At 68.1% G+C, this 24,813-nt stretch carries 27 protein-coding genes and 2 pseudogenes; 21 read left to right on the top strand and 8 right to left on the bottom strand.

Annotation, left to right across the window (positions count from 1 at the left end; translation table 11 throughout):
• Positions 1 to 12: 12 nt before the first annotated feature.
• From AWC16_RS02965 to AWC16_RS02975, 3 genes are all read left to right on the top strand, one after another.
• Complete coding sequence (locus AWC16_RS02965; protein ID WP_085263307.1) at positions 13 to 399, top strand: DoxX family protein; 387 nt, start codon at positions 13 to 15, stop codon at positions 397 to 399.
• Positions 400 to 1,029, top strand: a complete 630-nt coding sequence (locus AWC16_RS02970) for a TetR/AcrR family transcriptional regulator (protein ID WP_085263308.1) — start codon at positions 400 to 402, stop codon at positions 1,027 to 1,029.
• A gap of 64 nt (positions 1,030 to 1,093) precedes the next feature.
• The gene (locus tag AWC16_RS02975) at positions 1,094 to 2,434 is read left to right on the top strand and encodes a flavin monoamine oxidase family protein (protein WP_085263309.1); all 1,341 of its coding nucleotides are present in this window, start codon (positions 1,094 to 1,096) and stop codon (positions 2,432 to 2,434) included.
• A 13-nt stretch (positions 2,435 to 2,447) separates the two neighbouring features.
• Here the strand turns inward: AWC16_RS02975 and AWC16_RS02980 are convergent, their stop codons facing one another.
• On the bottom strand, positions 2,448 to 2,708 hold the full coding sequence (locus tag AWC16_RS02980; protein WP_085263310.1) for a type B 50S ribosomal protein L31: 261 nt from the start codon (positions 2,706 to 2,708) through the stop codon (positions 2,448 to 2,450).
• Entirely contained in the window at positions 2,705 to 3,892 is a 1,188-nt protein-coding gene (gene mrf / locus AWC16_RS02985; RefSeq protein ID WP_085263414.1) for a ribosome hibernation factor-recruiting GTPase MRF, read from the bottom strand. The genes AWC16_RS02980 and mrf overlap by 4 nt, the downstream gene beginning before the upstream one ends.
• Before the next feature lie 111 nt (positions 3,893 to 4,003).
• Between mrf and rpmB the strand changes: the two genes are divergently transcribed.
• Genes rpmB through rpsR form a run of 4 tightly spaced genes read left to right on the top strand, consistent with a single transcriptional unit; the run spans position 4,004 to position 4,976 of the window.
• Positions 4,004 to 4,240 carry a 50S ribosomal protein L28 gene (gene rpmB, locus AWC16_RS02990; RefSeq protein ID WP_085263311.1) on the top strand — a complete coding sequence of 79 codons (237 nt, stop codon included), beginning with the start codon at positions 4,004 to 4,006 and terminating at the stop codon, positions 4,238 to 4,240.
• The gene (gene rpmG, locus AWC16_RS02995) at positions 4,240 to 4,404 is read left to right on the top strand and encodes a 50S ribosomal protein L33 (RefSeq protein ID WP_085263312.1); all 165 of its coding nucleotides are present in this window, start codon (positions 4,240 to 4,242) and stop codon (positions 4,402 to 4,404) included. The genes rpmB and rpmG overlap by 1 nt, the downstream gene beginning before the upstream one ends.
• 2 nt (positions 4,405 to 4,406) lie before the next feature.
• Entirely contained in the window at positions 4,407 to 4,712 is a 306-nt protein-coding gene (gene rpsN, locus AWC16_RS03000; RefSeq protein WP_085263313.1) for a 30S ribosomal protein S14, read from the top strand.
• Positions 4,713 to 4,976: a 30S ribosomal protein S18 gene (rpsR, locus tag AWC16_RS03005; RefSeq protein ID WP_085263314.1), complete on the top strand. Its 264-nt coding sequence runs from the start codon at positions 4,713 to 4,715 to the stop codon at positions 4,974 to 4,976.
• A 206-nt stretch (positions 4,977 to 5,182) separates the two neighbouring features.
• Here the strand turns inward: rpsR and AWC16_RS03010 are convergent, their stop codons facing one another.
• Entirely contained in the window at positions 5,183 to 5,581 is a 399-nt protein-coding gene (locus tag AWC16_RS03010; RefSeq protein WP_085263415.1) for an ArsR/SmtB family transcription factor, read from the bottom strand.
• A gap of 211 nt (positions 5,582 to 5,792) precedes the next feature.
• Between AWC16_RS03010 and AWC16_RS03015 the strand changes: the two genes are divergently transcribed.
• The 6 genes from AWC16_RS03015 (at position 5,793) to AWC16_RS03040 (ending at position 12,971) form a co-directional block, all read left to right on the top strand.
• The gene (locus AWC16_RS03015; RefSeq protein WP_085263416.1) at positions 5,793 to 10,088 is read left to right on the top strand and encodes a cation-translocating P-type ATPase; all 4,296 of its coding nucleotides are present in this window, start codon (positions 5,793 to 5,795) and stop codon (positions 10,086 to 10,088) included.
• A 16-nt stretch (positions 10,089 to 10,104) separates the two neighbouring features.
• Positions 10,105 to 10,521, top strand: a complete 417-nt coding sequence (locus AWC16_RS03020) for a nuclear transport factor 2 family protein (RefSeq protein ID WP_085263315.1) — start codon at positions 10,105 to 10,107, stop codon at positions 10,519 to 10,521.
• 20 nt (positions 10,522 to 10,541) lie between these two features.
• Positions 10,542 to 10,943, top strand: coding sequence for a fluoride efflux transporter FluC (locus AWC16_RS03025; protein ID WP_207572244.1), 402 nt, complete (start codon positions 10,542 to 10,544; stop codon positions 10,941 to 10,943).
• The gene (locus AWC16_RS03030; protein WP_085263317.1) at positions 10,940 to 11,290 is read left to right on the top strand and encodes a DUF190 domain-containing protein; all 351 of its coding nucleotides are present in this window, start codon (positions 10,940 to 10,942) and stop codon (positions 11,288 to 11,290) included. Before AWC16_RS03025 ends, AWC16_RS03030 begins: the two co-directional genes overlap by 4 nt.
• Positions 11,287 to 11,655 (top strand): fluoride efflux transporter CrcB, encoded by a 369-nt coding sequence (crcB, locus tag AWC16_RS03035; protein ID WP_085263318.1) that lies wholly within the window; start codon positions 11,287 to 11,289, stop codon positions 11,653 to 11,655. Before AWC16_RS03030 ends, crcB begins: the two co-directional genes overlap by 4 nt.
• A gap of 104 nt (positions 11,656 to 11,759) precedes the next feature.
• Positions 11,760 to 12,971 (top strand): acyl-CoA dehydrogenase family protein, encoded by a 1,212-nt coding sequence (locus AWC16_RS03040; RefSeq protein WP_085263319.1) that lies wholly within the window; start codon positions 11,760 to 11,762, stop codon positions 12,969 to 12,971.
• 33 nt (positions 12,972 to 13,004) lie between these two features.
• On the opposite strand, the gene AWC16_RS03045 is transcribed toward AWC16_RS03040, so the two are convergent.
• Positions 13,005 to 13,745: an SDR family NAD(P)-dependent oxidoreductase gene (locus AWC16_RS03045; RefSeq protein ID WP_085263417.1), complete on the bottom strand. Its 741-nt coding sequence runs from the start codon at positions 13,743 to 13,745 to the stop codon at positions 13,005 to 13,007.
• A gap of 60 nt (positions 13,746 to 13,805) precedes the next feature.
• On the opposite strand from AWC16_RS03045, the gene AWC16_RS03050 reads away from it, so the two are divergent.
• From AWC16_RS03050 to AWC16_RS03060, 3 genes are all read left to right on the top strand, one after another.
• Entirely contained in the window at positions 13,806 to 14,645 is an 840-nt protein-coding gene (locus tag AWC16_RS03050) for an SDR family oxidoreductase (RefSeq protein WP_085263320.1), read from the top strand.
• 113 nt (positions 14,646 to 14,758) lie between these two features.
• Positions 14,759 to 15,190: an SRPBCC family protein gene (locus AWC16_RS03055; RefSeq protein WP_085263321.1), complete on the top strand. Its 432-nt coding sequence runs from the start codon at positions 14,759 to 14,761 to the stop codon at positions 15,188 to 15,190.
• A 184-nt stretch (positions 15,191 to 15,374) separates the two neighbouring features.
• On the top strand, positions 15,375 to 16,292 hold the full coding sequence (locus AWC16_RS03060; protein ID WP_234812100.1) for an acyl-ACP desaturase: 918 nt from the start codon (positions 15,375 to 15,377) through the stop codon (positions 16,290 to 16,292).
• Positions 16,293 to 16,321: 29 nt separating this feature from the next.
• Here AWC16_RS03060 and AWC16_RS03065 read toward each other — a convergent pair whose 3' ends face one another.
• Genes AWC16_RS03065 through AWC16_RS03075 form a run of 3 tightly spaced genes read right to left on the bottom strand, consistent with a single transcriptional unit; the run spans position 16,322 to position 19,421 of the window.
• Positions 16,322 to 17,533 (bottom strand): Nramp family divalent metal transporter, encoded by a 1,212-nt coding sequence (locus AWC16_RS03065; RefSeq protein WP_085263323.1) that lies wholly within the window; start codon positions 17,531 to 17,533, stop codon positions 16,322 to 16,324.
• Positions 17,533 to 18,618, bottom strand: coding sequence for an NAD(P)H-dependent amine dehydrogenase family protein (locus tag AWC16_RS03070; RefSeq protein WP_085263324.1), 1,086 nt, complete (start codon positions 18,616 to 18,618; stop codon positions 17,533 to 17,535). The genes AWC16_RS03065 and AWC16_RS03070 overlap by 1 nt, the downstream gene beginning before the upstream one ends.
• 11 nt (positions 18,619 to 18,629) lie before the next feature.
• On the bottom strand, positions 18,630 to 19,421 hold the full coding sequence (locus tag AWC16_RS03075) for an SDR family oxidoreductase (protein ID WP_085263325.1): 792 nt from the start codon (positions 19,419 to 19,421) through the stop codon (positions 18,630 to 18,632).
• Positions 19,422 to 19,524: 103 nt separating this feature from the next.
• On the opposite strand from AWC16_RS03075, the gene AWC16_RS03080 reads away from it, so the two are divergent.
• From AWC16_RS03080 to AWC16_RS03095, 5 genes and pseudogenes are all read left to right on the top strand, one after another.
• Positions 19,525 to 20,130: a TetR/AcrR family transcriptional regulator gene (locus AWC16_RS03080; RefSeq protein WP_085263326.1), complete on the top strand. Its 606-nt coding sequence runs from the start codon at positions 19,525 to 19,527 to the stop codon at positions 20,128 to 20,130.
• Between the two features lie 157 nt (positions 20,131 to 20,287).
• On the top strand, positions 20,288 to 20,701 hold the full coding sequence (locus AWC16_RS03085; protein ID WP_085263327.1) for an MmpS family transport accessory protein: 414 nt from the start codon (positions 20,288 to 20,290) through the stop codon (positions 20,699 to 20,701).
• Entirely contained in the window at positions 20,698 to 23,535 is a 2,838-nt protein-coding gene (locus AWC16_RS03090) for an MMPL/RND family transporter (protein WP_085263328.1), read from the top strand. The genes AWC16_RS03085 and AWC16_RS03090 overlap by 4 nt, the downstream gene beginning before the upstream one ends.
• Positions 23,536 to 23,676 (top strand): annotated as a pseudogene (locus AWC16_RS23355) (AbrB/MazE/SpoVT family DNA-binding domain-containing protein); the annotation flags it as partial.
• A gap of 46 nt (positions 23,677 to 23,722) precedes the next feature.
• Positions 23,723 to 23,884, top strand: a pseudogene (locus AWC16_RS03095) (PIN domain-containing protein); the annotation flags it as partial.
• Between the two features lie 6 nt (positions 23,885 to 23,890).
• Here the strand turns inward: AWC16_RS03095 and ku are convergent.
• Positions 23,891 to 24,757, bottom strand: coding sequence for a non-homologous end joining protein Ku (ku, locus tag AWC16_RS03100; RefSeq protein WP_085263329.1), 867 nt, complete (start codon positions 24,755 to 24,757; stop codon positions 23,891 to 23,893).
• Positions 24,758 to 24,813 lie beyond the last annotated feature (56 nt).

Consider the following 24,813-nt stretch of genomic DNA (forward strand, 5'->3'; position numbering starts at 1 on the left):
TACCATCGGACTGTGACTGCCTCCTCATCGGCACCGCACCGTGCCGTGAACGTTGCGCGCGGGCTGGCCGGGATGCTGCTCGGCATGGGTGCCGCACATTTCGTCTGGCCCAAGCCGTTCGATGCGATCGTCCCGGCTGAACTGCCGGGCACGGCCCGGGCGTACACGCATGTGTCCGGACTTGCCGAAGTCGCGATCGGAGCTCTGCTGCTGTTGCCGCGCACCCGCCGAGAGGCGGGGCTTGCCGCGGTCGCGCTGTTCGTCGCGGTGTTCCCGGCCAACGTCAACTGTGTCCGGCTGTTCTGGGACAAGCCGTGGTTGAGGGCTGCGATGATCGCGCGCCTGCCGCTGCAGATTCCGATGATCGTGGCCGCGTTGCGGGTGTGGCGCGCCGGTTAGATGACCTACGTCAAGGCGACCGAGCGCGAGGGGCAGATCGTCGCGGCGGCCATGCAGGTACTCAGTGAGGTCGGCGTACCGGGGACGACGTTGCGCGCGGTCGCTGCCCAAGCCGGAATCCCGCTGGGCACGTTGCACTACGTGTTTCCGTCCAAGGACCAGCTGCTGCGTGCGGTCATCGCCACGGTCATCAGCGATGTCGTGGACGCGGTTCGGGCCGACCTGGAGCTTGACCGGGGAGTGGCCCATGCGCTTCGGCAGGGCGTGACGAGCTTCTGGAGCAAGTTGGTCGAAAGCGACACCGGGCTGCAGATCATGCAGTACGAGCTGGCCATGTACTCGGTGCGAAGCGAAGGCTCCGGTGGGCTGGCTCAGCTGCAGTACGAGCGCTACACCACGCTCGTCACCGAGTTCTGTGCGCAGGCCGCCGAGGCGGCCGGCGAGCGCTGTGCCATCGATTTCGACAGCCTCGGACGGCTCGCACTGGCCCTGACCGACGGCCTGATCCTGCAGTATGTGACGAGCCCGGATCCCGATCGGGCCCGACGCGATCTCGACCGCGCCGTCGACATGATCGTGCGATTCGCCGATCCCCAGCCCGTCGGCGCCCGGCCGCGCCGCTCCGGCTGATCTCGGGTGGGGGTTCGACCGGCAGCGGCGAACCTTGACTCGGTCGGTTGACCGACTTAGATTAATGGGCGTGCAACGGGATGACGCGGAGCGCGCCGCGAGCGGCGGACATGACACGACGGTGGCCGTGGTGGGTGCGGGGCTGTCGGGATTGACGGCCGCCCGTGAGCTGCACCGTGCCGGGGTCGAGGTGATCGTCCTCGAGGCCGCAGAACGGCTCGGGGGACGGGCGCTGACCGTGACAAGCGCCTTGGGGTCGCGCCTTGACCTCGGCGGGCAGTGGATCGGCCACGATCACAGTCGGATCATGGCGCTGGCTGCCGAGTTGGGCGCCACGCAGTTTCGGATGCACACCTCGCCGTTGCCCGTCGTGATCGACGGATCGCGCAGGCTGCGGGCCGGGGCGCCGTCGATGCTCGGCGCCCTTCTCGTCCTGGCCGGCGTCGAAGTCTTGTCTCGCGTCGCCACGACGCAACGGTGGAACACCACCACGGTTGAGGCCTGGCTGCGCCGCCTGCCGCGGCGCATTCGACGGCTGCTCGAGGTGCTGGCGTATATCTCGTGGACGGCCGACCTGGATCGTTACTCCATTCACGCGATGGCGAAGGCGATCCGCCAGCAGGGCGGGTTGCGGGCCATGCTGTCGACGACCGGTGGGGCTCAGGAGTCCCTACTGGTAGAAGGGGCTGGGGCGCTGATCGATGGTCTCGCCGGCGAACTCGGTTCGCGAGTACGCCCGGGCCACCGCGTCACATCGATCGTCTGCCGCGACGGTGGCGTCACGGTCCACACGACCGCGGGCGACGTACGTGCCGCGAAGGTGATCGTGACGGTTCCGCCGCCGATCGCCGGACGAATCGCCTATGACCCTCCGCTCCCGCCAAGCCGCGCCGCACTGGCGTCCGATACCTATATGGGCTCGGTATACAAGGGAGTGGCGGTCTATCCACGGCCGTTCTGGAGAGACCGCGTCGGCGGTGAGTTCCTGGTGCTGGACAAACCCGGCAGGGCGGTGTTCGACACCAGCGCGCCGGGCGGCCCGGGCCACCTGTGTGTCCTCGTCGGGGGACCCGAGGCGCGCGAACTCGACCGACTCGATGCGCCCGCTCGTCGCGATGCCGTGCTCGGGGCGCTGGCCGCGTACGTCGGGCCGGAAGTTCTGGACCCGGCGAGCTGGCACGAAAAGTCATGGCACCTGGACGAATACGTCGGCGGTGGCTATGTCGCACTTGCCCAGCCGGGAACCAGCGGCGGAATCCCGCCCATAGCGTGCACGCCGGTCGGCGATATTCATTGGGCGGGTTCCGAGACGGCCCGCGACCACCCGGGCTACCTCGACGGCGCCATCGAATCGGGCACCCGGGTGGCACGCGAGGTGATCGAGGCCCTCACCGGATCCGAGTGATGTTCCCGCGGGATCAGATCTGCCGTTGCCCGTAGCGGCGGCGGAACTTCTCGACCTGACCGGCAGAGTCGACGATGCGGTTGTTGCCGGTCCAGAACGGATGTGACGCCGAGCTGATCTCCACGATCACCAGCGGATAGCTACGGGTGCCGGCCGGCGTGTGCCAGTCGACGGTGCGCTCACTGGTGAGGGTGGAGCGGGTCAGGAAGGCTTCCCCGGTGGTGGCGTCCTGGAAGACGACGGGGTGGTAGTCGGGGTGAATGCCGGGTTTCATCGCTGGTCTCCGTCTCGGGTGCGGCGGGTGGAAATGTCTGCCGTGGAGGTTTCGTCGCAGGGTTCTTGGTGATGGTCGCCGAACGGGTCGGGATAGCTCGACCATTGATTCGGGTGGCGCAGCTCGTCGTCGGTGAGCAGTGCGCCGGTGAGGCCCACACGGATCTGCTCGGTGTCGGCACCGCAGGTCAGGACCACCAGCGAGGTGTGCCGGTCGCCGTAACGGTGGTCCCAGATCAGGTCGGCGAAGGCATGCCGCTCCGGGGTGACCCGGGTGGCCTCCGCGCCCGTCATGGCGGCCAGCCACTTGCCCGCCAAGGCGGTCTGCAAGCCACCGCCGGCCGATTCCAGCCAGACCGCGCGCTCGCCCCGGTTGGCCAGCCACAGCCGCCCGCGCGCCCGGACCACCCCCTCGAGCAGGACGTCGAGGGCCGAGTGCAGCCGCTGCGGGTGAAACGGCCGGCGGGCGTGGAACTCGATCATCTCGACCGGACCCTCGGCCCGCAGCGAGGGCTGACCGGCCAGTAACGGCGCATGCGGGTCGTCGCCGCGACCGCGGCGCGCATCGGCATCGAGATGGCTCAGAGCCCGTTCCAGGCGATCGATTCCGGCGGTGATGCGCGCGCGAGGAGCCAACCGGCGCAGCACCGCCAACGCGGTCGGATCCGGGTCGGAAACCACAATCGCGTCGGCGGACTCGGCTTGGCCGACCACGACTTGAGCGATCGTACGGCCATCGTCGAGCTCGTCGTCGCCGAGTGCTTCCGACAGCCAGGTCGTCGCGTTCACGCAGGTGACGATCGCGGCGACCTCCACATCGCGGCCGGCCGGGCCGTCGATGTACCCAGGCCCTACCCGCACCCGCACGTTGCGGATCGCCCAACAGATCGGTTGCGGCTCCAGCCAGTCGAGCAGGTGGACGACGATGCGCTCGGCGTTGGCGCGCCGGTGCAGCCGGCGCAACAGCACCAGTAGGTCGTTGCGGATCGTGCAGGTCACGCAGCCGTGTGCCAGCTCGAGGGCCGAAACCTTGGCCGTACCCACTGGCCCGCTGGTGGTTTCACGCACCACCACGTGACCGTCCAAGCGGTAGCCGACGGTCACCGTGCCCGCCTTGGCCCGCAGCGCGTCGACGGCAGCGTAGGTGCCGTGCTGCCCGGCCACCAGGATCACTGGAGTCCGCATCATCCTCCTAATGAAAATCATTGTCATTAACGTCGTCCCTACGGTAGCCTTCAGCCCGAAGCTTGTCGACAATCATTTTCAATAAGAGAAGTCACGAAGGAGGAGGTTCTGGTGTCCGCACGCTGTCAGGTCACCGGACGGGCACCCGGTTTCGGCAATGCGGTCTCGCACTCGCATCGCCGCACCCGGCGCCGCTGGTCGCCGAATATTCAGGTCAAGACCTACTATCTGCCCTCGCAAGACCGCCATATCCGGCTGCGGGTGAGCGCGAAGGGCATCAAGGTCATCGACCGCGACGGCATCGAGGCCGTGGTGGCCCGGCTGCGTCGCGAAGGTCAGCGGATCTGATGGCGCGCACCGACATCCGTCCCGTCGTCAAACTGCGCTCAACGGCGCGAACCGGCTACACCTACGTCACCCGCAAGAACCGCCGCAACGATCCCGACCGCCTGGTGCTGCGCAAATACGACCCCGTCGTCCGGCGCCATGTCGACTTCCGGGAGGAGCGCTGACCATGGCCAAGAAGTCCAAGATCGTCAAGAACGAGCAGCGCCGCGCCCTGGTGGCCCGCTATGCGCAGCGTCGCGCTGAACTCAAGGAGATCATCCGAGCGCCGTCGAGCAGCCCCGCGCAACGCGCCGAAGCCCAACGCGTGCTCTCCCGCCAGCCGCGTGATGCCAGCCCGGTGCGGCTGCGCAACCGCGACGCGGCCGACGGCCGACCCCGCGGGTACCTGCGCAAATTCGGGCTGTCTCGGGTGCGGGTGCGCCAGCTCGCGCACAACGGCCAACTTCCCGGCGTACGGAAAGCGAGCTGGTAGATGGCGGCCAAACCCAAAAGAGCTCGGCGGATTTCGCAGTATCCGCCCAGATCGACCAAGCGCAACCTGCTGACCAAACTGGGCCTGGCCGCCGTCGACTACAAGGACACCGCCACGCTGCGGGTCTTCATCTCCGAACGCGGCAAGATTCGCGCCCGCCAGGTCACCGGACTCACCGTCCAGCAGCAGCGCCAGGTGGCCACGGCCATCAAGAACGCCCGCGAGATGGCGCTGCTGCCGTATCCGGGCGTCATCACCGACTGAGCCACCGGAGGGCCCACGCTCAGCCGATGTGGAACACGACCTCCAGCATCAGGAAGGCGAAGGCGAGCAGTCCGAGGATTCCCGCCACGACCGGGAGCGCGAGTACAGGGTCTTTCATGAGTACGGACGTTATACAGCCGCCCATTGTAAAAAATCGGAGTGTGTTGCCGATCACTGCATCTCGGGACTTTCGTCCGTGACCGGCGTCACGTCTGGTGGCGGGGTCGGCGAGTCTCTCGCGGCGGGTCCGGTGCGAGGGTTCCGTCCGGGGCGATGTGGGCGAAGATCTGCTGGAGCAGGGTCAGGATGTGCGGGTCGTCGACGGTGTAGATGTGGTGGCGCCCTTCGCGGCGGGCGTTGATCAACCCGGCCAGGCGCAGCTTGGTCAGGTGCTGGCTCATGGTGGCGACATTGATGCCGGCCCGTCCCGCCAGCGTCGTCACGTCGTAGGCGTCCTGGGCGGCCAGCCACATCACGTGCAGGCGAGCCGGGCTGCTGAGCAGTGCGAATGTGCTCGCAGCGGAGGTCAGCTGCGGTGGGGTCGGCTCGCCGGGCAGGGTGGTTGAACTGATTTTTTCGGCTGGCCGTTCTTCATCTTTTGCCATGGCGGCATTCATTTTGGCCCATCTCCCACGGCGGGATTCGCCGAACGACACATTCATATAGTTGCGCAATTGCCAAAGTGTCGCAAGAATTGGGCCCGTTCGAAGCGGTGAATTGGCCGCCCGGGGGGTTGTCACCCGAACCCGCCGTCAGATCACACGATTGGTTGCTGCGGAATTGATCCCGACATCGTTGCTGCTGAGCCCGGCCACCATGGGAATCCGGGCGGCTTCGGCCCTGGTCGACGCGGCTGCCCGCGGCGCGTCGGCCACCACCGAGGCGGTGGGCGCCGTCGCCGCGGCCAGCCTGCAGGTCGCCGCGGTGCCGGTTCGTGAGGCGGCCCGGATGCTGTCCGGGGAGCCCGTCGCGGCGACGCTGACCCGCCGGTGCTGGCGCGGCGAGGACCGCGCCTGGATCGAGGTGCGCGGGCTCACCGACACTCCGGAACTCGGGCGCCCGGTGCTCGACGCCGTCGTCGCGCAGCCCGGAGTGGTCTCGGCGCGGCTGAACCGCCCGCTGTCGCGCGTTGTCGTCGAACTCGCGACCGAGGGTGACCGGGTATCGCTGAATGACCTGTGTCGCTTGATCTCTGACGCCGAACGGTCCTACCTGCGCGCCGACGCCGCGGGGTCCCCGGCTGCCCCCGCCGGTCGGTCGGAGCCCGCCGCGCTGCCCGGCGACGGGCTGCTGCTGATGGCCCGCGGAGTGATGGTCGGTGTCAACATCGCCGGTTTGGCCATCGCGGTCGCCGGCCGGGTGCTGCGCCTGCCGGAGGCCCCGATCACCGTCGATGCCGCCGCGGCCCTGGCGAACTACCAGCCGTGGCTGCGCCGCCAACTCGTCGACCGGATCGGTACCGGCTCGGCCCACACGGTGCTGTCACTGATCTCGACCGGTGCCCGCATCGCCACGCTGTCGCCGGCTTCGCTGGCCGTGGATCTGGCGCTGCAGGGCATCAAGGCCGCCGAGAACCAGGCCGCGGCGCAGGCCTGGATCCGCCACGAGCCGTACCTGGCCCGCCACGCCGACCAGGCGGACGTGCATCTGCCGTCGCGCCCGGTGCCCCTGCCGGAGGGCGCCGCCGAACGGCACGGCAACCGGGCGGCCCGGGTGCAGTTGTTCGGCGCCGGCCTGGTGGGGCTGCTCACCCGGAACGTCGACGCGGCCGCGACCGCGGCAGTGGTAGCCGGCCCGAAAGCCATGCGCACCACCACCGAATCGTTCGCGGCGACCCTGAGCCGATCGCTGGTCGACCAGCACGCGGCGCTGCCGTTGCGCCCGGAGGGGCTGCGCCGGCTCGACCGGGTCGACGCCGTGCTCATCGACCCGCGGGTACTCTCCCACGGATCCGTACGTCACCCGCTGGCGACAGCCCTGCTCGCCGAGGCACGGGCCTGCGGCGCGGAACTGACCACGCTCGACGTGTCGACCCTGGGCGAGCTGCGGCCCGCGTTCGACGAACTGGCACCGGTCGGTGTGGAAGATACTGACGAAGCGCTCGACGTGGCGCTGGCCGCTGCGCTGGCAGACCGTCAGCGGGCCGGGCGCACGGTGGCGGTGCTGTCCTCGACGGGGGCGCAGGCACTCTGTTCGGCCGACGTGGGCCTGGGAATCATGCCCGACGACGAGGCCCTGGCCCCGCCATGGCACGCCGACCTGCTGCTGGCCGACCTCGCCGGAGCCTGGCGGGTGCTGCACGCGATACCGGCGGCGCGGGAGGCCACCCAGCGCGGAATCTCGTTGTCCAACGGCGCATCGACATTGGGTGCTGTGCTGATGGTGCCCGGGGTGCGGGGCGGGCGCGGTCCCGGACCGGTCACCGCGGGGGCGGCCACCGGGCTGCTCTCGGGATTTCTGCTCGCCCGCCGCGTGGCCCGCACTCGGGCGCCGCGACCTGCACCCGCTTACGAGTGGCATGCGATGTCGATCGAGGAGATCCGCCGACTGCTGCCGCCGCCCGACCTCACCGCGACCGGGACGGAACTCGACGCGCCGCCGCCGAGTACGGCCTGGCAGTTCATCAGGGCGGTGCGCGCCGAACTGTCCGATCCACTGATGCCGGTGTTGGCGCTGAGTTCGGCGGCCACCGCGATGCTGGGCTCGCCGGTGGACGCGCTGATGGTCAGCACCGTGTTGATCAGCAACTGCATGCTCGCGGCCGCCCAGCAACTGCAGGCCGAGAATCGGCTGAACCGGCTGCTGGCCCAACAGACCCCGCCCGCCCGCACCGTCGAGCCCGGCACCAACACCTACGTGGAGATCGTCGCGGACCGGTTGGTGCCCGGCACTGTGATCGAGGTCCGCAGCAACGAGGTGGTGCCCGCCGACGCGCGGCTGATCGAGGCCACCGACCTCGAAGTCGACGAATCCTCCCTGACCGGCGAATCACTGTCGGTGGACAAGCAGATCGCGACTGTGCTGCCCGGAGCCGAGCTGGCCGACCGGCGCTGCATGCTTTACGCGGGCACGACCGTCGTCGCCGGTACCGCGCTGGCCCTGGTCACCGCCGTCGGAGCCGACACCCAGGCCCGCCGCGCCGCCGAGCTGGCCGCCGGGGACCTGCCCGTCGTGGGTCTGCAGCACCAGCTCAGCCAGCTCATGAGCCGCGCCTTCCCGGCCAGCGCCGCCGGCGGGCTGATGGTGGGCCTGCTCGGGATGCTGCGCGGCGGAGGCCTGCGTCTGGCGCTGGGCAACGCGATCGCCGTCGCGGTGGCAGCGGTACCCGAAGGCATGCCGCTGATGGCGACCCTGGCGCAACATGCTTCGGCACAGCGCTTGAGCAAGTCCGGCGCCCTGGTCCGCATTCCCCGCTCGGTCGAGGCCCTGGGGCGCGTCGAGGTCGTCTGCTTCGACAAGACCGGAACCCTCAGCGAAAACCGGCTTCGCGTCACCCGGGTGTACCCGGTCGCGAGCCATTCCGAAGACGACGTGCTGCGATGCGCGGCCAACGCCGCCCCGGCACCGGAGGGCGACCCGCACACCCATGCCACCGACCAGGCCGTCACCGAGGCGGCTGCCCGCGTAAGCAGCGGCGGCGCCTCGCTGTGGATCACCCCGGACGCCCACCTGCCGTTCCGCTCCGGCCGGGCGTTCTCGGCGTCGGTCTTGGGCCGGGAACTGATGATCAAGGGCGCTCCGGAAGTGGTGCTGGCCGCGTGCAAGGGCCTCGGCCCGGACAGTGACGCCCCGGTGGCCGAACTGGCGGCCGACGGCCTGCGGGTGATCGCGGTGGCGCAACGCCGGCTCACCGCCGCGCAGGCGAAGTCGCTGGCCGACGACCCGGAAACCCTCACCGGGCTGTGCCGCGGCGGGCTGACGCTGGCCGGGTTCCTCGGCATCTCCGACACCCCGCGCGCCGAAGCGCCGCAACTGCTCGCCGACCTGGCCGACCGAGGGGTGAGTATCCGGCTGATCACCGGCGATCACCCCGTCACCGCCACCGCGATCGCCGCGGAACTCGGCGTGCCGGTCACCGCCGATCAGGTGATCACCGGATCGGACTGGAACGCGCTGTCGCGCAAGGACCAGGAGCGCGCGGTGGCGCAGCGGGTGATCTTCGCCCGGATGTCCCCGGAGAACAAGGTGCAGGTGGTGCAGACCCTCGAACGCAGCGGGCGGGTCTGCGCCATGGTGGGCGACGGCGCCAACGACGCGGCGGCGATCCGGGCCGCCAGCGTGGGACTCGGCGTCGTCGCCCGCGGCAGCGACTCGGCGCACCTCACCGCCGACATCGTGTTGACCGACGGGCGCATCGGCGCACTGGTGGATGCCATCGACGAGGGCCAGCGGCTGTGGCGCGGGGTGCAACTGGCGGTGACCGGGCTGCTCGGCGGCAACGTCGGCGAGGTGATCTTCGGAGTGGTCGGCACCGCGCTGTCGGGCACCTCGCCGCTGAACAACCGCCAACTGCTGCTGATGAACATGCTGACCGACGCGCTACCGGCCACCGCGGTCGCGGTCAGCACCCCGGCCGGCCCGGCGCAGCGGGTGGTGCACGGCATCGACGAACGCAGCCTGATGCGCGCCGTCGCGGTCCGCGGAGCCATCACCGGCGCCGCGGCCAGCGCGGCGTGGGCCATGGCTCGCTTTTCTGTTGTACCGGGCGCCCAGCAACGCGCCGCCACGGTCGCGCTGATCACGCTGGTCACCACCGAACTGGCCCAGACGCTGGTCGACTCCCACGCACCCATGGTGTTGCTCACCGCAGCCGGTTCGTTCGTGACGTTTGCGGCGATGATCAGTATCCCCGGCATCAGCCAACTGCTGGGGTGTGCTCCGGTGGGCCCGGTGGGCTGGTCGCAGGCCCTGGGATCGGCCGGCGCCGCCGTCCTGGCGATCGCCGCGGCGCAGCACCTGCTGCCGACCGCCCGCCGCGAGTCGCCGGAACACAGCGCGGCAACGGAGTCGGGCCCGATGGCCACGGTGCAACCACTGCGCCCGACAGCTGCCCGGGCCTCGGTAATGCCGGCCGTCGGTGGGTCTAGCGTGTTGGTCAGCCGCACCAACTGACCCTCGGAGGCACTGCATGCATCCATTCCGGCAGGCCGTCGAGGCGCGTGACACCGCCGCGATCGAGGCGCTGCTCTCCGACGACGTCGTGTTCACCAGCCCGGTGGCGTTCAAGCCCTATCCGGGCAAGCCGATCACCGCGGCCATCCTGCGTGCCGTGATGCGCGTCTTCGAAGACTTTCGCTACGTTCGGGAGATCGGTGACCCCGCGGGGCGCGACCACGCCCTGATATTCGAGGCCACCGTGGCGGGCAAGCGGCTCACCGGATGTGACTTCCTGCATCTCGATGCCGACGGCAAGATCGACGACTTCGTGGTGATGGTGCGCCCGCTCTCGGCCGCCACCGTGCTGGCCGAAGCGATGGCAGCGCAGTTCGAGCAGATCACGCGGGAGGCCGCCGAGCCCGGCGGTTCAGCGAGGCTCGACGCGTAGCGGGATCGTTGGACTCCGCGGTGCGTGACCAGACACCGGTGGTTGCGGCCGTCGCCGTGGGCGGCGCCATCGGGGCGTGCGCCCGCTACGGCGCCGGACTGGCCTGGCCGACTCCCAGCGGCGGATTTCCCTGGGCCACCCTGGCTGTCAACGTCAGCGGGTGCGCACTGATGGGTGCCTTGATGGTGGCGATCACCGAGCTGTGGGTCGGGCATCGGCTGCTGCGCCCGCTGCTGGGCACCGGTGTGCTCGGCGGCTACACCACGTTCTCCACCTTCGCCGGCGACGTCGACGGCCTCGCCGGCGCCGGCCATCTGGTCCCGGCCTTGCTTTATCTGCTCGCCACGCCGGTGACGGCGCTGGTCGCGACCTGGACCACTGCGAGCCTCACCCGACGTCTGATCATCAGGAGGACACCATGAGCCAGCTCAGCGGACCCGCGTTACGCCTGACGGTGTTCGTCGGCGAGAGCGACACCTGGCATCACAAGCCGCTGTTCAGCGAGATCGTGCACCGGGCCCGACAGGCCGGGCTGGCCGGCGCGACGGTGTTCCGCGGCATCGAGGGCTACGGCGCGTCCTCGACCATCCACACCACCCGGCTGCTGTCGCTGTCGGAGGATCTACCGGTCTCGGTCATCATCGTCGACACCGCCGAACGGGTCCGCGCCTTTCTGCCGCTGCTGGACGAGTTGGTCACCGAGGGCCTGATACTCCTCGACGAAGTCGAGGTGGTCAGGCACGTCGGCCGAACCCCCGACGGCCCGTGACCTGGCTGCTGGTCATGGCCGGCGCCGCCGTGGGGGCGCCGCTGCGGTACCTGACCGATCGATTCATCCAAGCCCGCCACGACACCACATTCCCGTGGGGAACGTTCACCGCCAATATGCTCGGCAGCCTGATCCTGGGTGTGCTCGCCGGCGCGGTGAGCGCCGGCGACGAGCAGTTGCGTCTGCTCATCGGCACCGGCTTCTGCGGGGCGCTGACCACCTATTCGACGTTCTCCTACGAAACACTGCAACTGGCCGGGGCCGGCGCACGGCTCTACGCGCTGGGCAATGTGGTGCTCACGCTGACCTGTGGGCTGGGCGCCTATTACGCAGGCAACGTCGCGGCACAGGCGATCTGGGCGTGATCGGCCTCCGGTTAACCGGATGCTGCTCAAGGGCCACCAAGACGAGGTGCCACAATCGAGCCGGCTGTGTCGCATGGCCTTCGCCCAGATTCCCAGGAGAAGCAATGTCGTTCTCGGTAGAGCTCAGCGATGACGTCATCGAGGTGCGGGACTGGGTGCACCAGTTCGCCGCCGAGGTCGTCCGGCCGGCCGCCGCCGAGTGGGACGAGCGCGAGGAGACGCCGTGGCCGGTCATCCAGGAGGCGGCCAAGGTCGGCCTGTACTCACCGGAGCTGTTCGCCACCCAGGCCGCCGAACCCAGTGGGATCGGCATGCTGACGGTGTTCGAGGAGCTGTTCTGGGGTGACGCCGGCATCGCACTGTCGATCTTGGGAACCGGCCTGGCGGCAGCGGCCTTGGCGGGCAACGGAACTCCCGAACAGCTGGGCCAGTGGCTGCCGCTGATGTTCGGCACCGCCGACGACCCCAAGGTCGGCGCCTTCTGCTCATCCGAACCGGACGCCGGCTCGGATGTCGGTGCTATCCGCACCCGCGCCCGTTTCGACGAGGCAACTCGCGAGTGGGTCCTCAACGGCACCAAGACCTGGGCCACCAACGGCGGCATCGCCAATGTGCACATCGTGGTGGCGTCGGTCTACCCCGAACTCGGCTCGCGCGGCCAGGCCACCTTCGTCATCGGGCCCGACACTCCGGGGCTGGCCCAGGGGCAGAAGTTCAAGAAGCACGGCATCCGGGCCTCGCACACCGCCGAGATCGTGCTGGACAACGTCCGCTTGTCCGAGGACATGATTCTCGGCGGCCGGGAGAAGTTCGAGGAGCGGGTGGCCCGCGTCAAATCCGGTGCGTCCGCCCGGGGACAGGCCGCCATGAAGACCTTCGAACGCACTCGCCCGACGGTCGGGGCGATGGCGGTGGGGGTGGCACGCGCCGCCTACGAATACGCCCTCGAATACGCCTGCCAGCGTGAGCAGTTCGGCCGCAAGATCGGCGAGTTCCAGGCGGTCTCCTTCAAGCTGGCCGATATGAAGAGCCGCATCGACGCCGCCCGGCTGATGGTCTGGCGGGCCGGCTGGATGGCGCGCAACAACAAGTCCTTCGACAACGCCGAGGGCTCGATGGCCAAGCTGTTCGCCAGCGAGACCGCGGTCTATGTCACCGACGAGGCGATCCAGATCCTCGGCGGTAACGGCTACACCCGCGACTACCCGGTCGAGCGGATGCACCGGGACGCCAAGATCTTCACCATCTTCGAAGGCACCAGTGAGATCCAACGGCTGGTCATCGCCCGGGCCCTGACCGGGCTTGCCCTGCGCTGAGCGGCTGCCCGGCCGGGCTTGCTGGACGAGTCGCTACCCCGCCGTCTTGCCGTTGTCGGTCAGGTACACCGCCCCGTGCACCGCGGCGGCGGCATCGCTGGCCAGGAACGCGATCACCTCGGCGACGTCGCTGGGCGCGCTCATCCCGCGCGGCGAGGCCACCCGCATCACCAGATTGACGTCGGCGCCCTCGGGAAGCTGGAAGTTGGTCACCTGCGGGGTCAGCATCCCGCCCGGACCCACCGCGTTGACCCGCAACTTCTCCGCGGTGAACTCCACGGCCAACGACCGGGTGAGCCCGACGAGTCCGTGCTTGGCCGCGCAGTAGCCCGCCGAGTACGCCTGGCCCTCCACTCCCGCGATCGAGGCGACATTGACGATGTTGCCGCCCACCTCCAGCAGGTGCGGCAGCCCCGCGCGACACAGAAAGAACGGCCCGTTGAGGTTGACCGCCAGGTCATGGGCCCACTCGTCGTCGGTGACGTCCAGCGTGTGGCGCATCTGGTGGGCGCCGGCGACGTTGACCAGGACGTCGAGCCGGCCGAACTGCGCGACGCACTGCTCGACGGCCGCCGTGCAGGCCTGTGCGCTGCTGATGTCGGTGCTGGCGAACCGTCCGCCGGGCACGTCGGCGAAGACCGCCGCCAGCCGCTCGGCATCACGAGCCACCCCGAAAACCGATGCCCCGCGCCGGGCGAACAGTTGCGCCACCGCCGCACCGAGCCCCGACGAGGCGCCGGTCACCAGCGCCACTTTGCCTGACAGATCGGTCACTTCGATTCCCCGCATCACCCAGTCGACCGGCACTGGGGCGCAGCCGTCTACCGTCCAGTTATGGCTTCAGTATCGGTGATCACCGGCGGTGCGGGTGGCATGGGTGTGGCGACCGCCAAGGTCCTCGGCCGAGATCACCCGGTGGTGCTGTGCGATGTCCGGCAGGACCGGCTCGAGTCGGCGCAGGTCACGCTCAATGAGCTCGGCATCGCCGCGACCATCGTCAACTGCGATGTCACCGATCGTGACGCCGTCAGCCGGCTGTTCGAAACCGCATCCGCCCTCGGGCAGGTGGCGTCGGTGGTCCACACCGCCGGGGTGAGTCCGAGCATGGGCGACGCCGAGTACGTCATGCGCACCAACGCGTTCGGCACCGTTGTCGTCAACGAGGTGTTCTACGCCACCGCCGGCGACGGCGCGGTGATCGTCAACGTGGCTTCGATGGCCGCACAACTGGTGCCCGACCAGATCATTCCCACCGAAAAGTTCCCGCTGGCGCTGAGCGACGGTGACGCCTTCGTGGCAACGATGACGGCGTTCTGCAACAACGCGCCCGAGCAGGCCCGCTCGGGCTTCTCCTACACCGTCAGCAAGGCGTTCGTGAAGTGGTACTGCGCGTCGCAGGCCGAACGATTCGGTGGTCGTGGACTGCGCATCGTCTCGGTGTCGCCGGGCAACATCGATACCGAGATGGGCCGGCTCGAAGAGAAGGCCGGGGTCGGCGCGATGATGCCGGACGCGTTGGTCCCGCGGTGGGGCACGCCGGAGGAGATGGCCGAGCTGTTCGCCTTCTGCGCCGGTGACAAGTGCCGCTACCTCACCGGGACCGACATCCTCGCCGACGGCGGGGTGGTCGCCTCAATGGGGGAACGCGCCCGGGTGGCCGCCGAACGCGGTTGAGATTGCGCACCGGGCTGTTGACCGGCCCGCTATCACGACCGTGGGCGCAATCTCAGCGGCGGTTCCTCGCATCGCCGAATGTAGGTAGCGTGCCGGTGAGGGGAAGGATCGTAATGCGCTACACCCGCACCGACACCATCGCCGCCAGACCCAGCGACGTGTGGGCCGTCCTTACCGATATAGAGCACTGGCCGGACTGGACGGCTTCGATGCGCGAGATCACCCGGCTCGACTCCGGGCCGCTGCGAGTCGGCAGCACCGCGCGCGTCCGGCAACCTGCAGGCCGTCCGATGGTCTTCACCATCACCGAACTGGCGACCGAGCGGTCCTTCACCTGGACGGCGTCGGCGGCAGGAATCCGGTCCACCGGCTACCACGAGCTGACCTCGCATGAACCCTCCGGCGTTCAGGCCGTCCTGACCTTCACCTTGACCGGTCCGATGGCCTGGCTGGGCAGGCTGCTCGCCGGCGGCCGCATCCGGCGCTATGTCGATATGGAGGCCGACGGCCTCAAGCGGCAGTCGGAGCACCGCGCAGCAACCTAGCGGCGGTAGCCGGAATGGTCTGCTGAAGTGGGGGTCTTTGGACTGGAATGCGCCGAAAATGACATTTCGACGGTTGACATGTGCAAAGCTCGGTGGCTACCGTGGGGCCAAACCTACGGGACCGTAGGTACGGCCGGGGGGCCAATCGACTTCCCACATGTCGATCCGGGATGGAGCAAACATTATGACGAACGTCCAGATGGCGCTGTTGCACGAACTGGAACCGATTGTCGAGCAGAACCTCAATCGCCACCTCAAGGCTGCCAAGCCGTGGCTGCCGCACGACTACGTGCCGTGGAGCCGGGGACGTGACTTCGCGTTCCTCGGCGGCGAGGACTGGGTTCCGGAGGACTCCCCGCTGGATCCGGTCGCCAAATCCGCCCTGCTGGTCAACCTGCTGACCGAGGACAACCTGCCGTCGTACCACCGCGAGATCGCCACCGCCTTCGGCCGGGACGGCGCCTGGGGCACCTGGGTCGGCCAGTGGACCGCCGAGGAGGGCCGCCACAGCATCGCGCTGCGCGACTACCTCATCGTCACCCGCGGGATCGACCCGGTGAACCTCGAGAACATGCGGATGCAGCACACTATCGCCGGCTATGACTCCGGCGGCAAGTCAATACTGCAAGTGCTGGCCTACGTGTCATTCCAGGAGCTGGCCACCCGGGTGTCGCACCGCAACACCGGTAAGGCCTCCGGATGCCCCATCGCCGACCAGTTGCTGGCTCGGGTCGCCCTCGACGAGAACCTGCACATGGTCTTCTACCGCAACCTGCTGCAGGCAGCCCTGGACATCTCGCCGGACGAGGCCATGTGCGCGATCCGTGATGAGGTGCTCGGTTTCGCGATGCCCGGCATGAACATGCCCGGTTTCCAGGAGAACGCCATCTTGATCGCCAAGGCCGGCATCTACGACCTGCGCATCCACCACGACGAGGTCATCCAGCCGGTGCTGCGGTTCTGGCGGGTCTTCGAGCGCAACGACTTCGGCCCGGCGGGCGAGGAGGCCCGCGAGCAGATCGCCGGCTTCATGAAGATGGTCGACGAGCGGGCCACCTACTACGAGGAGAAGGCCAAGGCGCGCGAGAGCGTCAACGCCTAGACATCCCGATGGCGGCGGCCCGATCGCGCTCAGCGCAGCGTCAGGTAGATCAGCGCCGCGTTGAGTGCTCCGATCACCGCGGTGATGATCCAGCCGAGTGCTGAGGTCACTGCCCCGTTGGCGTCGGTGCCCATCAGCGCCCGGTCACCGGTCACCCGGATCAGCGGCACCAGCGCGAATGGAATGCCGAACGACAGCACCACCTGGGAGATCACCAGCGCCCGGGTGGGCTCGATCCCGAGCGCCAGGATCGCCAGCGCCGGGGCCAGCGTGATCAGCCTGCGCCAGAGCAACGGAACCGATACCCGCAGTAGGCCCTGCATGATCATTGCTCCGGCGTAGGCGCCCACCGAGGTTGACGCCAACCCGGAGGCCAGCAGCCCGATCGCGAAGAACAGCGCGACCGTCGGGCCCAGGGTGTCGCCGACCGCGGCGTGCGCTCCCTCGATGGAATCGACGGCCTCCACACCCCGCAGATTGTTGGCGGCCGCCAACAGCATGGCCAGGTTCAGCGTGCCGGCGACCAGCATCGCCAGCCCGACGTCCCAGCGGGTGACCCGCAGCAGTCGCCGCCGTGCCGGGCCGGGCTCGGGTCGGCCGTGCCGGTCGCGGGCCAGCCCCGAGTGCAGATAGACCGCATGCGGCATCACCGTCGCGCCGAGGATCGCCGTCGCCAGCAGCACGCTTTCGGTGCCGTCGAACCGGGGCAGCAGGCCGGCCGCGACATCGGCGGGCGCCGGCGGGGCGACCACCAGGCTGGCCAGGAACCCGATGGCGATGATCATCAGTAGCCCGCTGGTCACCTGCTCGAAGAGCCGAGGTCCGCGCCGGTCGCCCAGCACCAGCAGCGCCATCGACACCACACCGGTGATGACGCCCCCGAGCAGCAGCGGCAGCCCGAAGATCAGGTGCAGGGCGATCGCACCGCCCACCACTTCGGCGAGGTCGGTTGCCATGGCGACCAGTTCGGCCTGTAGCCAGAAGGCGATGCGGGACGGCGTGCGGCTGTGGGCGCCGATCACCTCGGGCAGTGAGCGCCCGGTCACCAGACCGAGCTTGGCGGACAGGTACTGCACCAGCCCGGCCATCAGGTTGGCGGTGACGATTACCCAGACCAGCAGGAAGCCGAACTTGGCTCCCGCGCTGACGTTGGCGGCGACGTTGCCCGGGTCGACGTAGGCGATGGCAGCCACAAAAGCCGGGCCGAGCAAGGTCCAGCCCGGCGCCTTCCGCTGCGTCATCAGGACCTAGCGTAAAGCCCCCGCCCGGTGACCAGCGGCAGGTCCAGCGTGGTCCGGATTCCCGGCTCGGCGGCAACCACCGCCGGAATCGCGTTGACCACCCGCATCGCGGTGGCCACCAGGCCGGCGTGGTTGTGGTCACCGTTCGGGCTGGACAGGCACAGATCCAGCCCATACGACGGTTCACCGGTCACCTCGACACGGTAGGACCCGCCGGGCTGGGCCGGCTGCGGCCATTCCGGGCACAGGTCTTCGCGCAACCGCGTGACGTGCTCGAGCACCACCGCGGCCTTGCCGTCGACCATGCCGCGTACCTCGAAGCGCAGGGCGGCCGCCGTGCCTTTCGCGATGTGACCGGAGGCGATGGAGAAGTCCTCCGGTGCGGGCACCCGCACGTGGGACTGCTCGACCGAGTCGAGCTCCAGGCCCAGGCCGGCGGCGAGCTGGCGCACCACCGAACCCCACGCCAAGCTCAGCACACCCGGCTGCAGCAGCATCGGAGTCTCCTCCATCGGCCTGCCGAAGCCCATCACGTCGAACATGACGGCGGCGCTGTCGTAGGTGGCGTAGTCGACGATCTCCATACAGCGGATCTGCTGGATGCTCTGGCAGGTGCCGGCCAACGCCAGCGGCAGCAGGTCGTTGGCGAAGCCCGGGTCGATTCCGTTGACGAACAAGCTCGAACCGCCCTGCTGCGCAGCCTCTTCGATCGGGGTCAGCATCTCCGCCGGGATCACCTGCCACGGGTATTGCAGGAACACCGCGCTGCTGCCGACCACGTTGATCCCGGCGGCCAGGATGCGTTTGAAGTCCTCCAGCGCCTCGACGAGCCGGTTGTCGGCCAGCGCGGTGTAGACCACGCAGTCGGGCTTGGCGTCAAGCACCTGCTGCAGGTCGGTGGTTGCGGTCACGCCGGTCGGCGCGTCCACACCGGCCAGCCCGGCCAGTTCAGCGGCGTCCTTGCCGGCTTTGGCGTCCGAGGACACCCACACCCCGGTCAGTTCGAACTCAGGGTTGGTGATCAGCGCTTTGAGTGCGTGCACACCGACGTTGCCGGTGCCGATCTGAGCAACACGAATGGTCATGGGTCAGTTCCTCACAGGTCGGGGACGGGCAGGTCGAGGTTGGGGAAGGTGAGGCCGCCGTCGACTTCGAGCACCTTGCCGGTCAGGTAGGCGCCGGCCGGAGAGGCCAGATACAGGGCGGCGGCGGCGATCTCCTCGGGCTCGCCGAGCCGGCGCATCGGTGTGGCCTTCTCCATGGGGGTGCGCAGCTCTTCGTTGGAAGCCACCACGTCCAGGGCCGAGGTCATGATCGAGCCCGGTGCGATGGCGTTGACGCGGATCTTCGGACACAGATCGAGTGCGGCCAACCGGGTGTAGTGGGCCAGCGCGGCTTTGGCCGTGCCGTAGGCGGCAAAGCCCCGCCCGGGCACGCGTCCCATGGTGGAGGTGATGTTGATGAAGGAGCCGCCGCCGGAATGCTCGAGCATCAGTGGCACGGCCGCGATGGTCAGCGCATGCGCCGTGGCGACGTTGAACGTAAACGCGTCTTTGAGGTCTTTGGTCGAGGTGGTCAGCAGCGTGTTGGGCATCGTTCCACCGACGTTGTTGACGACGATGTCGAGCCGGCTGAATGCCTCGACCGCCTCGGCGGCCAGCTTCGCCGTCTGGTCGGGATGGGCGAGATCGGCGACGACGACGTGCGCGCGACGACCCGCCGCGCGAACCTGTTCAGCGACGGCCTCTAGTTCGGATTGCGTCCGCGAGGCGATCACCACGTCAGCCCCGGCCTCGGCGAACGCCACCGCGATAGCGGCGCCCAAACCCCGGCCAGCACCGGTAACCACGGCTGTTTGGTTGTCGATTCGGAATTTGTCGAGTATCACTGCGCCACGCTAACAAGGATCGACCGCGAGCTGAACCCCCTTTTTGAAACACGTTCTAATCCGATGTTGCGAGACATCCCGCGGGCTTGGTCGGCGGCATTCTATGGTTGATGCCGTGACTTCGGACCTCGAGCTTGCCGGCGCCTCAACGTGGTCGCCGCGTGAAGCCGAGCTGCTGGAAGTCACGCTGCAGCTGCTGCAGGAGAACGGCTACGACCGGTTGACGGTTGACGCGGTCGCGGCCACCGCGCGAGCGAGCAAGGCCACCGTGTACCGGCGTTGGCCGTCGAAGGCCGAATTGGTGTTGGCCGCGTTCACCGAGGGTATCCGCCAGGTCGCCGTGCCGCCCGAAACCGGCACGCTGCGCGGTGATCTGTTGCGGCTGGGTGAGGTGGTCTGCCAACAGACGGCCCAGCATGCCGCCGCTCTTCGCGCGGTGCTGGTGGAGGTGTCTCGCAACCCTGCGCTCAACGAGGTGATGCAGAACCATTTCGTCGATCAGCGCAAGGCCCTCATGCACCACGTTCTGCGTCAGGCCGTCGACCGTGGGGAGATCGATGCCGCCGCGATCAGCGACGAACTCTGGGACGTGCTGCCCGGATACCTCATCTTCCGGTCCATCGTCCCGGGCCGGCCGCCCACACCCCGCACCGTGGCAGACCTCGTCGACAACGTCATCCTGCCAGGCCTGACCCGTGAAACCCGCTAGGCCGCGGTGGCCATGACGGCCCGCCGCACGCCTTGTACTGTACGGTTCCGTACCGTACGCTGAGGCCCTGGCCGCTCGCTCAGTCGATCGTCCCCGGAAACCGAAAGGCCCGCCGGTGAAGAGACTTTCGTTCTTCAGTCTGGTCAGGCAAGGGTGGATGGTCATCGTGACCGTGGTGGTGGTCGGTGTCGCCGCGTTCGGGGTCTACCGACTGCACGGGATCTTCGGCTCGGGAGACACCACGGCGACCAGTAGTGACGCGGGCGAGGAGATCGTGCCGTTCAACCCCAAGGACGTCGTCTATGAGGTCTTCGGTGATCCGGGTGCCCCGGGTGCCACAGCCACCATCAACTACCTCGACGTGAACGCCGCCCCGCAACAGGTCATCGACGCGCCGCTGCCCTGGAGATACCAGGCGACCACCACCGAACCGGCCGTCATCGCCGACCTGCGGGCGCAGGGCAACGGCAACACCTTGGGCTGCCGCATCTTCATCGACGGTGAGCTCAAGGCCGAAAGGACCGTGAGCCGCGTGAGCGCCTACACTTTCTGTCTGGACAAGTCCGGATGAGTGAGCAGCACTCGCCGCGGCCCTTCTGGCCGCGCACCATCCGCCGCTTCGCGGTGCCGATCGTGCTGTTCTGGGTGGCGCTCGCCGCCGTGACAAACAGTCTGGTTCCGCAGTTGGAGGTGGTGGCCGAAGCCCACAACGTGGGCATGAGCTCGCCTGACGCGCCGTCGTATCAGGCGGCCAAGCGCATCGGAAAAGTGTTCCAGCAGTACGACTCCGACAGTGCGGCGATGATCGTCATCGAAGGCGAAAAGCCGCTCGGCGACGACGCGCACCGGTTCTACGACACCCTGGTGGCCAGGCTCGAGCGCGACACCGAGCACGTCCAGCACATTCAGAATTTCTGGGGCGATCCACTGACCGCCGCAGGCGCGCAGAGCAACGACGGCAAAGCGGCACTGGCGCAAGTGTTTCTGTCCGGCAGTCAAGGCGCGACCTTGGCCAACGAGTCCGTGGCCTCGGTCCGTCGCATTGCCGAGGACACCCCGGCGCCGCCAGGCGTCCGCGCCTATGTGACGGGTGCCGCGCCGCTGGTCGCCGACCAGTTCTCGGTCGGCAGCGAGGGCACCAACAAGGTCACCGCGATCACCTTTCTGGTGATCGCGCTCATGCTGTTCGCGGTCTACCGCTCGGTCGCCACCACCGCGCTGGCCCTGCTCACCGTTGCTGTCGAAATGGCCGCCGCCCGTGGGTTTGTCGCGTTCCTCGGTTATCACGAGGTCATCGGACTCTCAACGTACTCGACGAATCTGCTTACGCTGCTGGCGATCGCCGCGGGCACCGACTACGCGATCTTCATCCTCAGCCGCTACCAGGAAGCGCGCGCAGCCGGAGAGGATCCGGAGACGGCGTTCTACACCATGTACCGGGGTACTGCGCACGTGGTGCTGGGCTCGGGCCTGACCATCGCCGGGGCCGTGTTCTGCCTGAGCTTCACCCGCCTGCCGTACTTCCGCACGCTCGGCCTGCCCGCCGCCATCGGCATCTTGGTGGCGCTGGTCGCCGCGCTAACTCTGACGTCGGCTGTGCTCACGCTGGGCAGCCGGTTCGGCCGTTTCGAACCCAAGCGGGCGATGCGGACGCGCGGGTGGCGACGGATCGGTACCGCGATAGTCCGCTGGCCCGGCCCCATTCTGGTGGTGGCCTGCGGGGTCGCCCTGATCGGTCTGCTCGCCCTGCCAGGCTACAAGACCAGCTATGACGCCCGCGTATATATGCCGGCGCGCGCCCCGGCCAACATCGGCTACGCCGCCGCGGAACGCCACTTCTCGCAGGCCCGGCTGAATCCGGAACTGCTGATGATCGAAGCGGACCACGACCTGCGCAACCCGGCGTCCTTCCTGGTCTTGGAGCGGGTGGCCAAGGCCGTGTTCCACACGCCGGGTATCGCCAAGGTGCAATCGATAACGCGGCCGTTGGGCACGCCGCTGAAGCACACGTCCATACCGTTTGCGGTCGGGCAGGGAAGCGTCGCCCAGACCCAGAACCTGAAATACCAGATGGACCGGGCGGCGGATCTGCTCAAGCAGGCGGCCGAGGCGGAGAAGTCGATCCAGACATTGCAGCAGCAGTACGCGCTGCAACAGCAGCTCGCCGACGCCACCCACGCCGAAACCCAGAGCTTTCACGACACCATCGATCTGATGAACGATCTGCGGGACAAGCTGGCGAATTTCGACGACTTCTTCCGGCCGATCCGCAGCTACTTCTACTGGGAACCGCACTGCTTCGACATCCCGGCGTGCGCGGCGTTGCGCGCCGTTTTCGACGTGCAGGACGGGGTCGATCAGCTCAGCGAGAAGTTCGAACAGCTCACGGCGACGTTGGACCGCCTCGATGCGCTGCAACCGCAGTTGGTGGGACTGATCCCCTCCCAGATCGAAAGCCAACAGGTCAACCGCGACCTGGCGTTGAACAACTACGCCACCAACGCCGGGATCACCGACCAGTCCGCCGCGGCCAACGACAACCCCGCCGCCATGGGGCAGGCCTTCGATGAAGCCAAGAACGACGACTCCTTCTACCTGCCGCCCGAGGCGTTCAACAATCCGGAGTTCAAACGCGGGATGAAGCTGTTCTTGTCGCCGGACGGCAAAGCCGCGCAGATGATCATCACCCACGAGGGCGACCCGGCGACTCCCGAGGGGATCTCGCACATCGACAAGATCCGCGACGCTGCGAAGGAAGCCATCAAGGGCACCCCGTTGCAGGGTTCGCACGTCTATCTGGCCGGCACCGCCTCGACCTACAAGGACGTCGCCGACGCAGCCAAGTACGACCTGCTGATCGCCGGGATCGCCGCGTTGAGCCTGATCCTGCTGATCATGATGATCATCACCCGCAGTCTGGTTGCCGCGATCGTCATCGTCGGTACGGTCGCACTGTCGCTGGGGGCCTCGTTCGGCCTGTCGGTGCTGGTGTGGCAGTACCTGTTCGGCATCCAGCTGTACTGGATCGTGCTGGCCCTGGCCGTCATCCTCCTGCTGGCCGTGGGCTCGGACTACAACCTGCTGTTGATATCGCGGTTCTCCGAGGAGATCGGCGCCGGCTTGAACACCGGCATCATCCGGGCGATGGCCGGGACGGGGTCGGTGGTGACCGCCGCCGGGCTGGTGTTCGCCGCCACCATGGCCTCGTTCATCTTCAGTGACCTGCGGATCCTCGGGCAGATCGGCACCACCATCGCGCTCGGCCTGCTGTTCGACACCTTGATCGTGCGGTCGTTCATGACGCCGTCCATCGCGGCGCTGCTCGGGCGCTGGTTCTGGTGGCCGCAACGGGTGCGTGCGCGGCCCGCGGTGACCGTGGGAAGAAGCGTAGTTTCTATGCCATGAGGACGAATCGAGATTGAACCAGCGCCTACCGACGTCGAATTGGTTCGGGAAGGTTCGGTCCTTGTTGCGCGGCCGGACCGCGAGCTGCCCCCATTGACCGACGAGATCGTTCGCCAGACGTTGGATCAGATACGAAGGTGATGACGCCCGACACCAGCGTTCTTGTTGCCGGATTCGCAACCTGGAGTTGATCAACTACCTTGCGGAACACAACATCACCGGTGGCGCGACCTATGACGCGCTGGTCGGATCGACGGCGACGGCTGCCGGAGCAACGCTTTTGACCCGCGACCGGCGAGCAGTCAGGATCTACGATCTGCTGCAAGTCGAATACGAACTGGTGGCCTGAAACAGATCAGGACTTCTTGGCGGGCGCCTTCTTAGCGGCGGTCTTTTTGGCCGGCGTCTTCTTGGCCGGCGGTTTCTTCTCGGCTGACCGCCTCTTCACGCTGGCCTCGAGCTTGGCCAGCAGGTCGGAGACGTCCTCGGTCGCATCCAGCTCGGCGGGCCGTTCCTCGGGGGTGAACGCCTCGTCGCCTTCGAGCTTGGCGGCGATCAGCTCGTGCAACTGCTCCTGGTAGGTGTCGTGGTAGCGGTCGGGGTCGAAATCGTCGGCCATCGACTCCACCACCTGCCCGGCCATTTTCAACTCGGCGGGCTTGATCTCGACTTCGGCGTCCAACGCGGGGAAGTCGGGGTCGCGAATCTCGTCCGGCCACAGCAGGGTGTGCACCATCATCACGTCCCGCTTGGAGAAGTCCTTGACCCGCAGCGCGGCCAGCCGGGTCTTGTTGCGGAGGGTGAAATGAACGATCGCCACCCGGTCGGTTTCGGCGAGCGTCTTGGCCAGCAGCACATAGGATTTGATCGATTTCGACGCCGGCTCAAGAAAGTAGGAGCGGTCGAAGAGCATCGGGTCCAGATCGCCCGCCGGGACGAACTCGAGTACGGCGATCTCATGGTCGCGCTCCTCGGGCAGGTTGGCGATGTCGTCGTCGGTGACCACGACCATCCGGCCGTCGTCGGATTCATACGCCCGCGCGATATCGCCGTAGTCGACGACTTCGCCGCATTCCTCGCACACCCGCCGGTAGCGGATCCGTCCGTGGTCCTTGGCATGCACCTGCCGGAACTTGATGTCGTGGTCCTCGGTGGCGCTGTAGACCTTCACCGGGACGTTGACCAGACCGAATGCGATCGAACCCTTCCAGATGGAACGCATGAGGCCAGTATGCCCACCTCGATGTGCCCATAACCTGCTTTGGCGCGACGTAGGTT

This window comes from Mycolicibacter longobardus, assembly GCF_002102265.1.
Lineage (GTDB): Bacteria > Actinomycetota > Actinomycetes > Mycobacteriales > Mycobacteriaceae > Mycobacterium > Mycobacterium longobardum.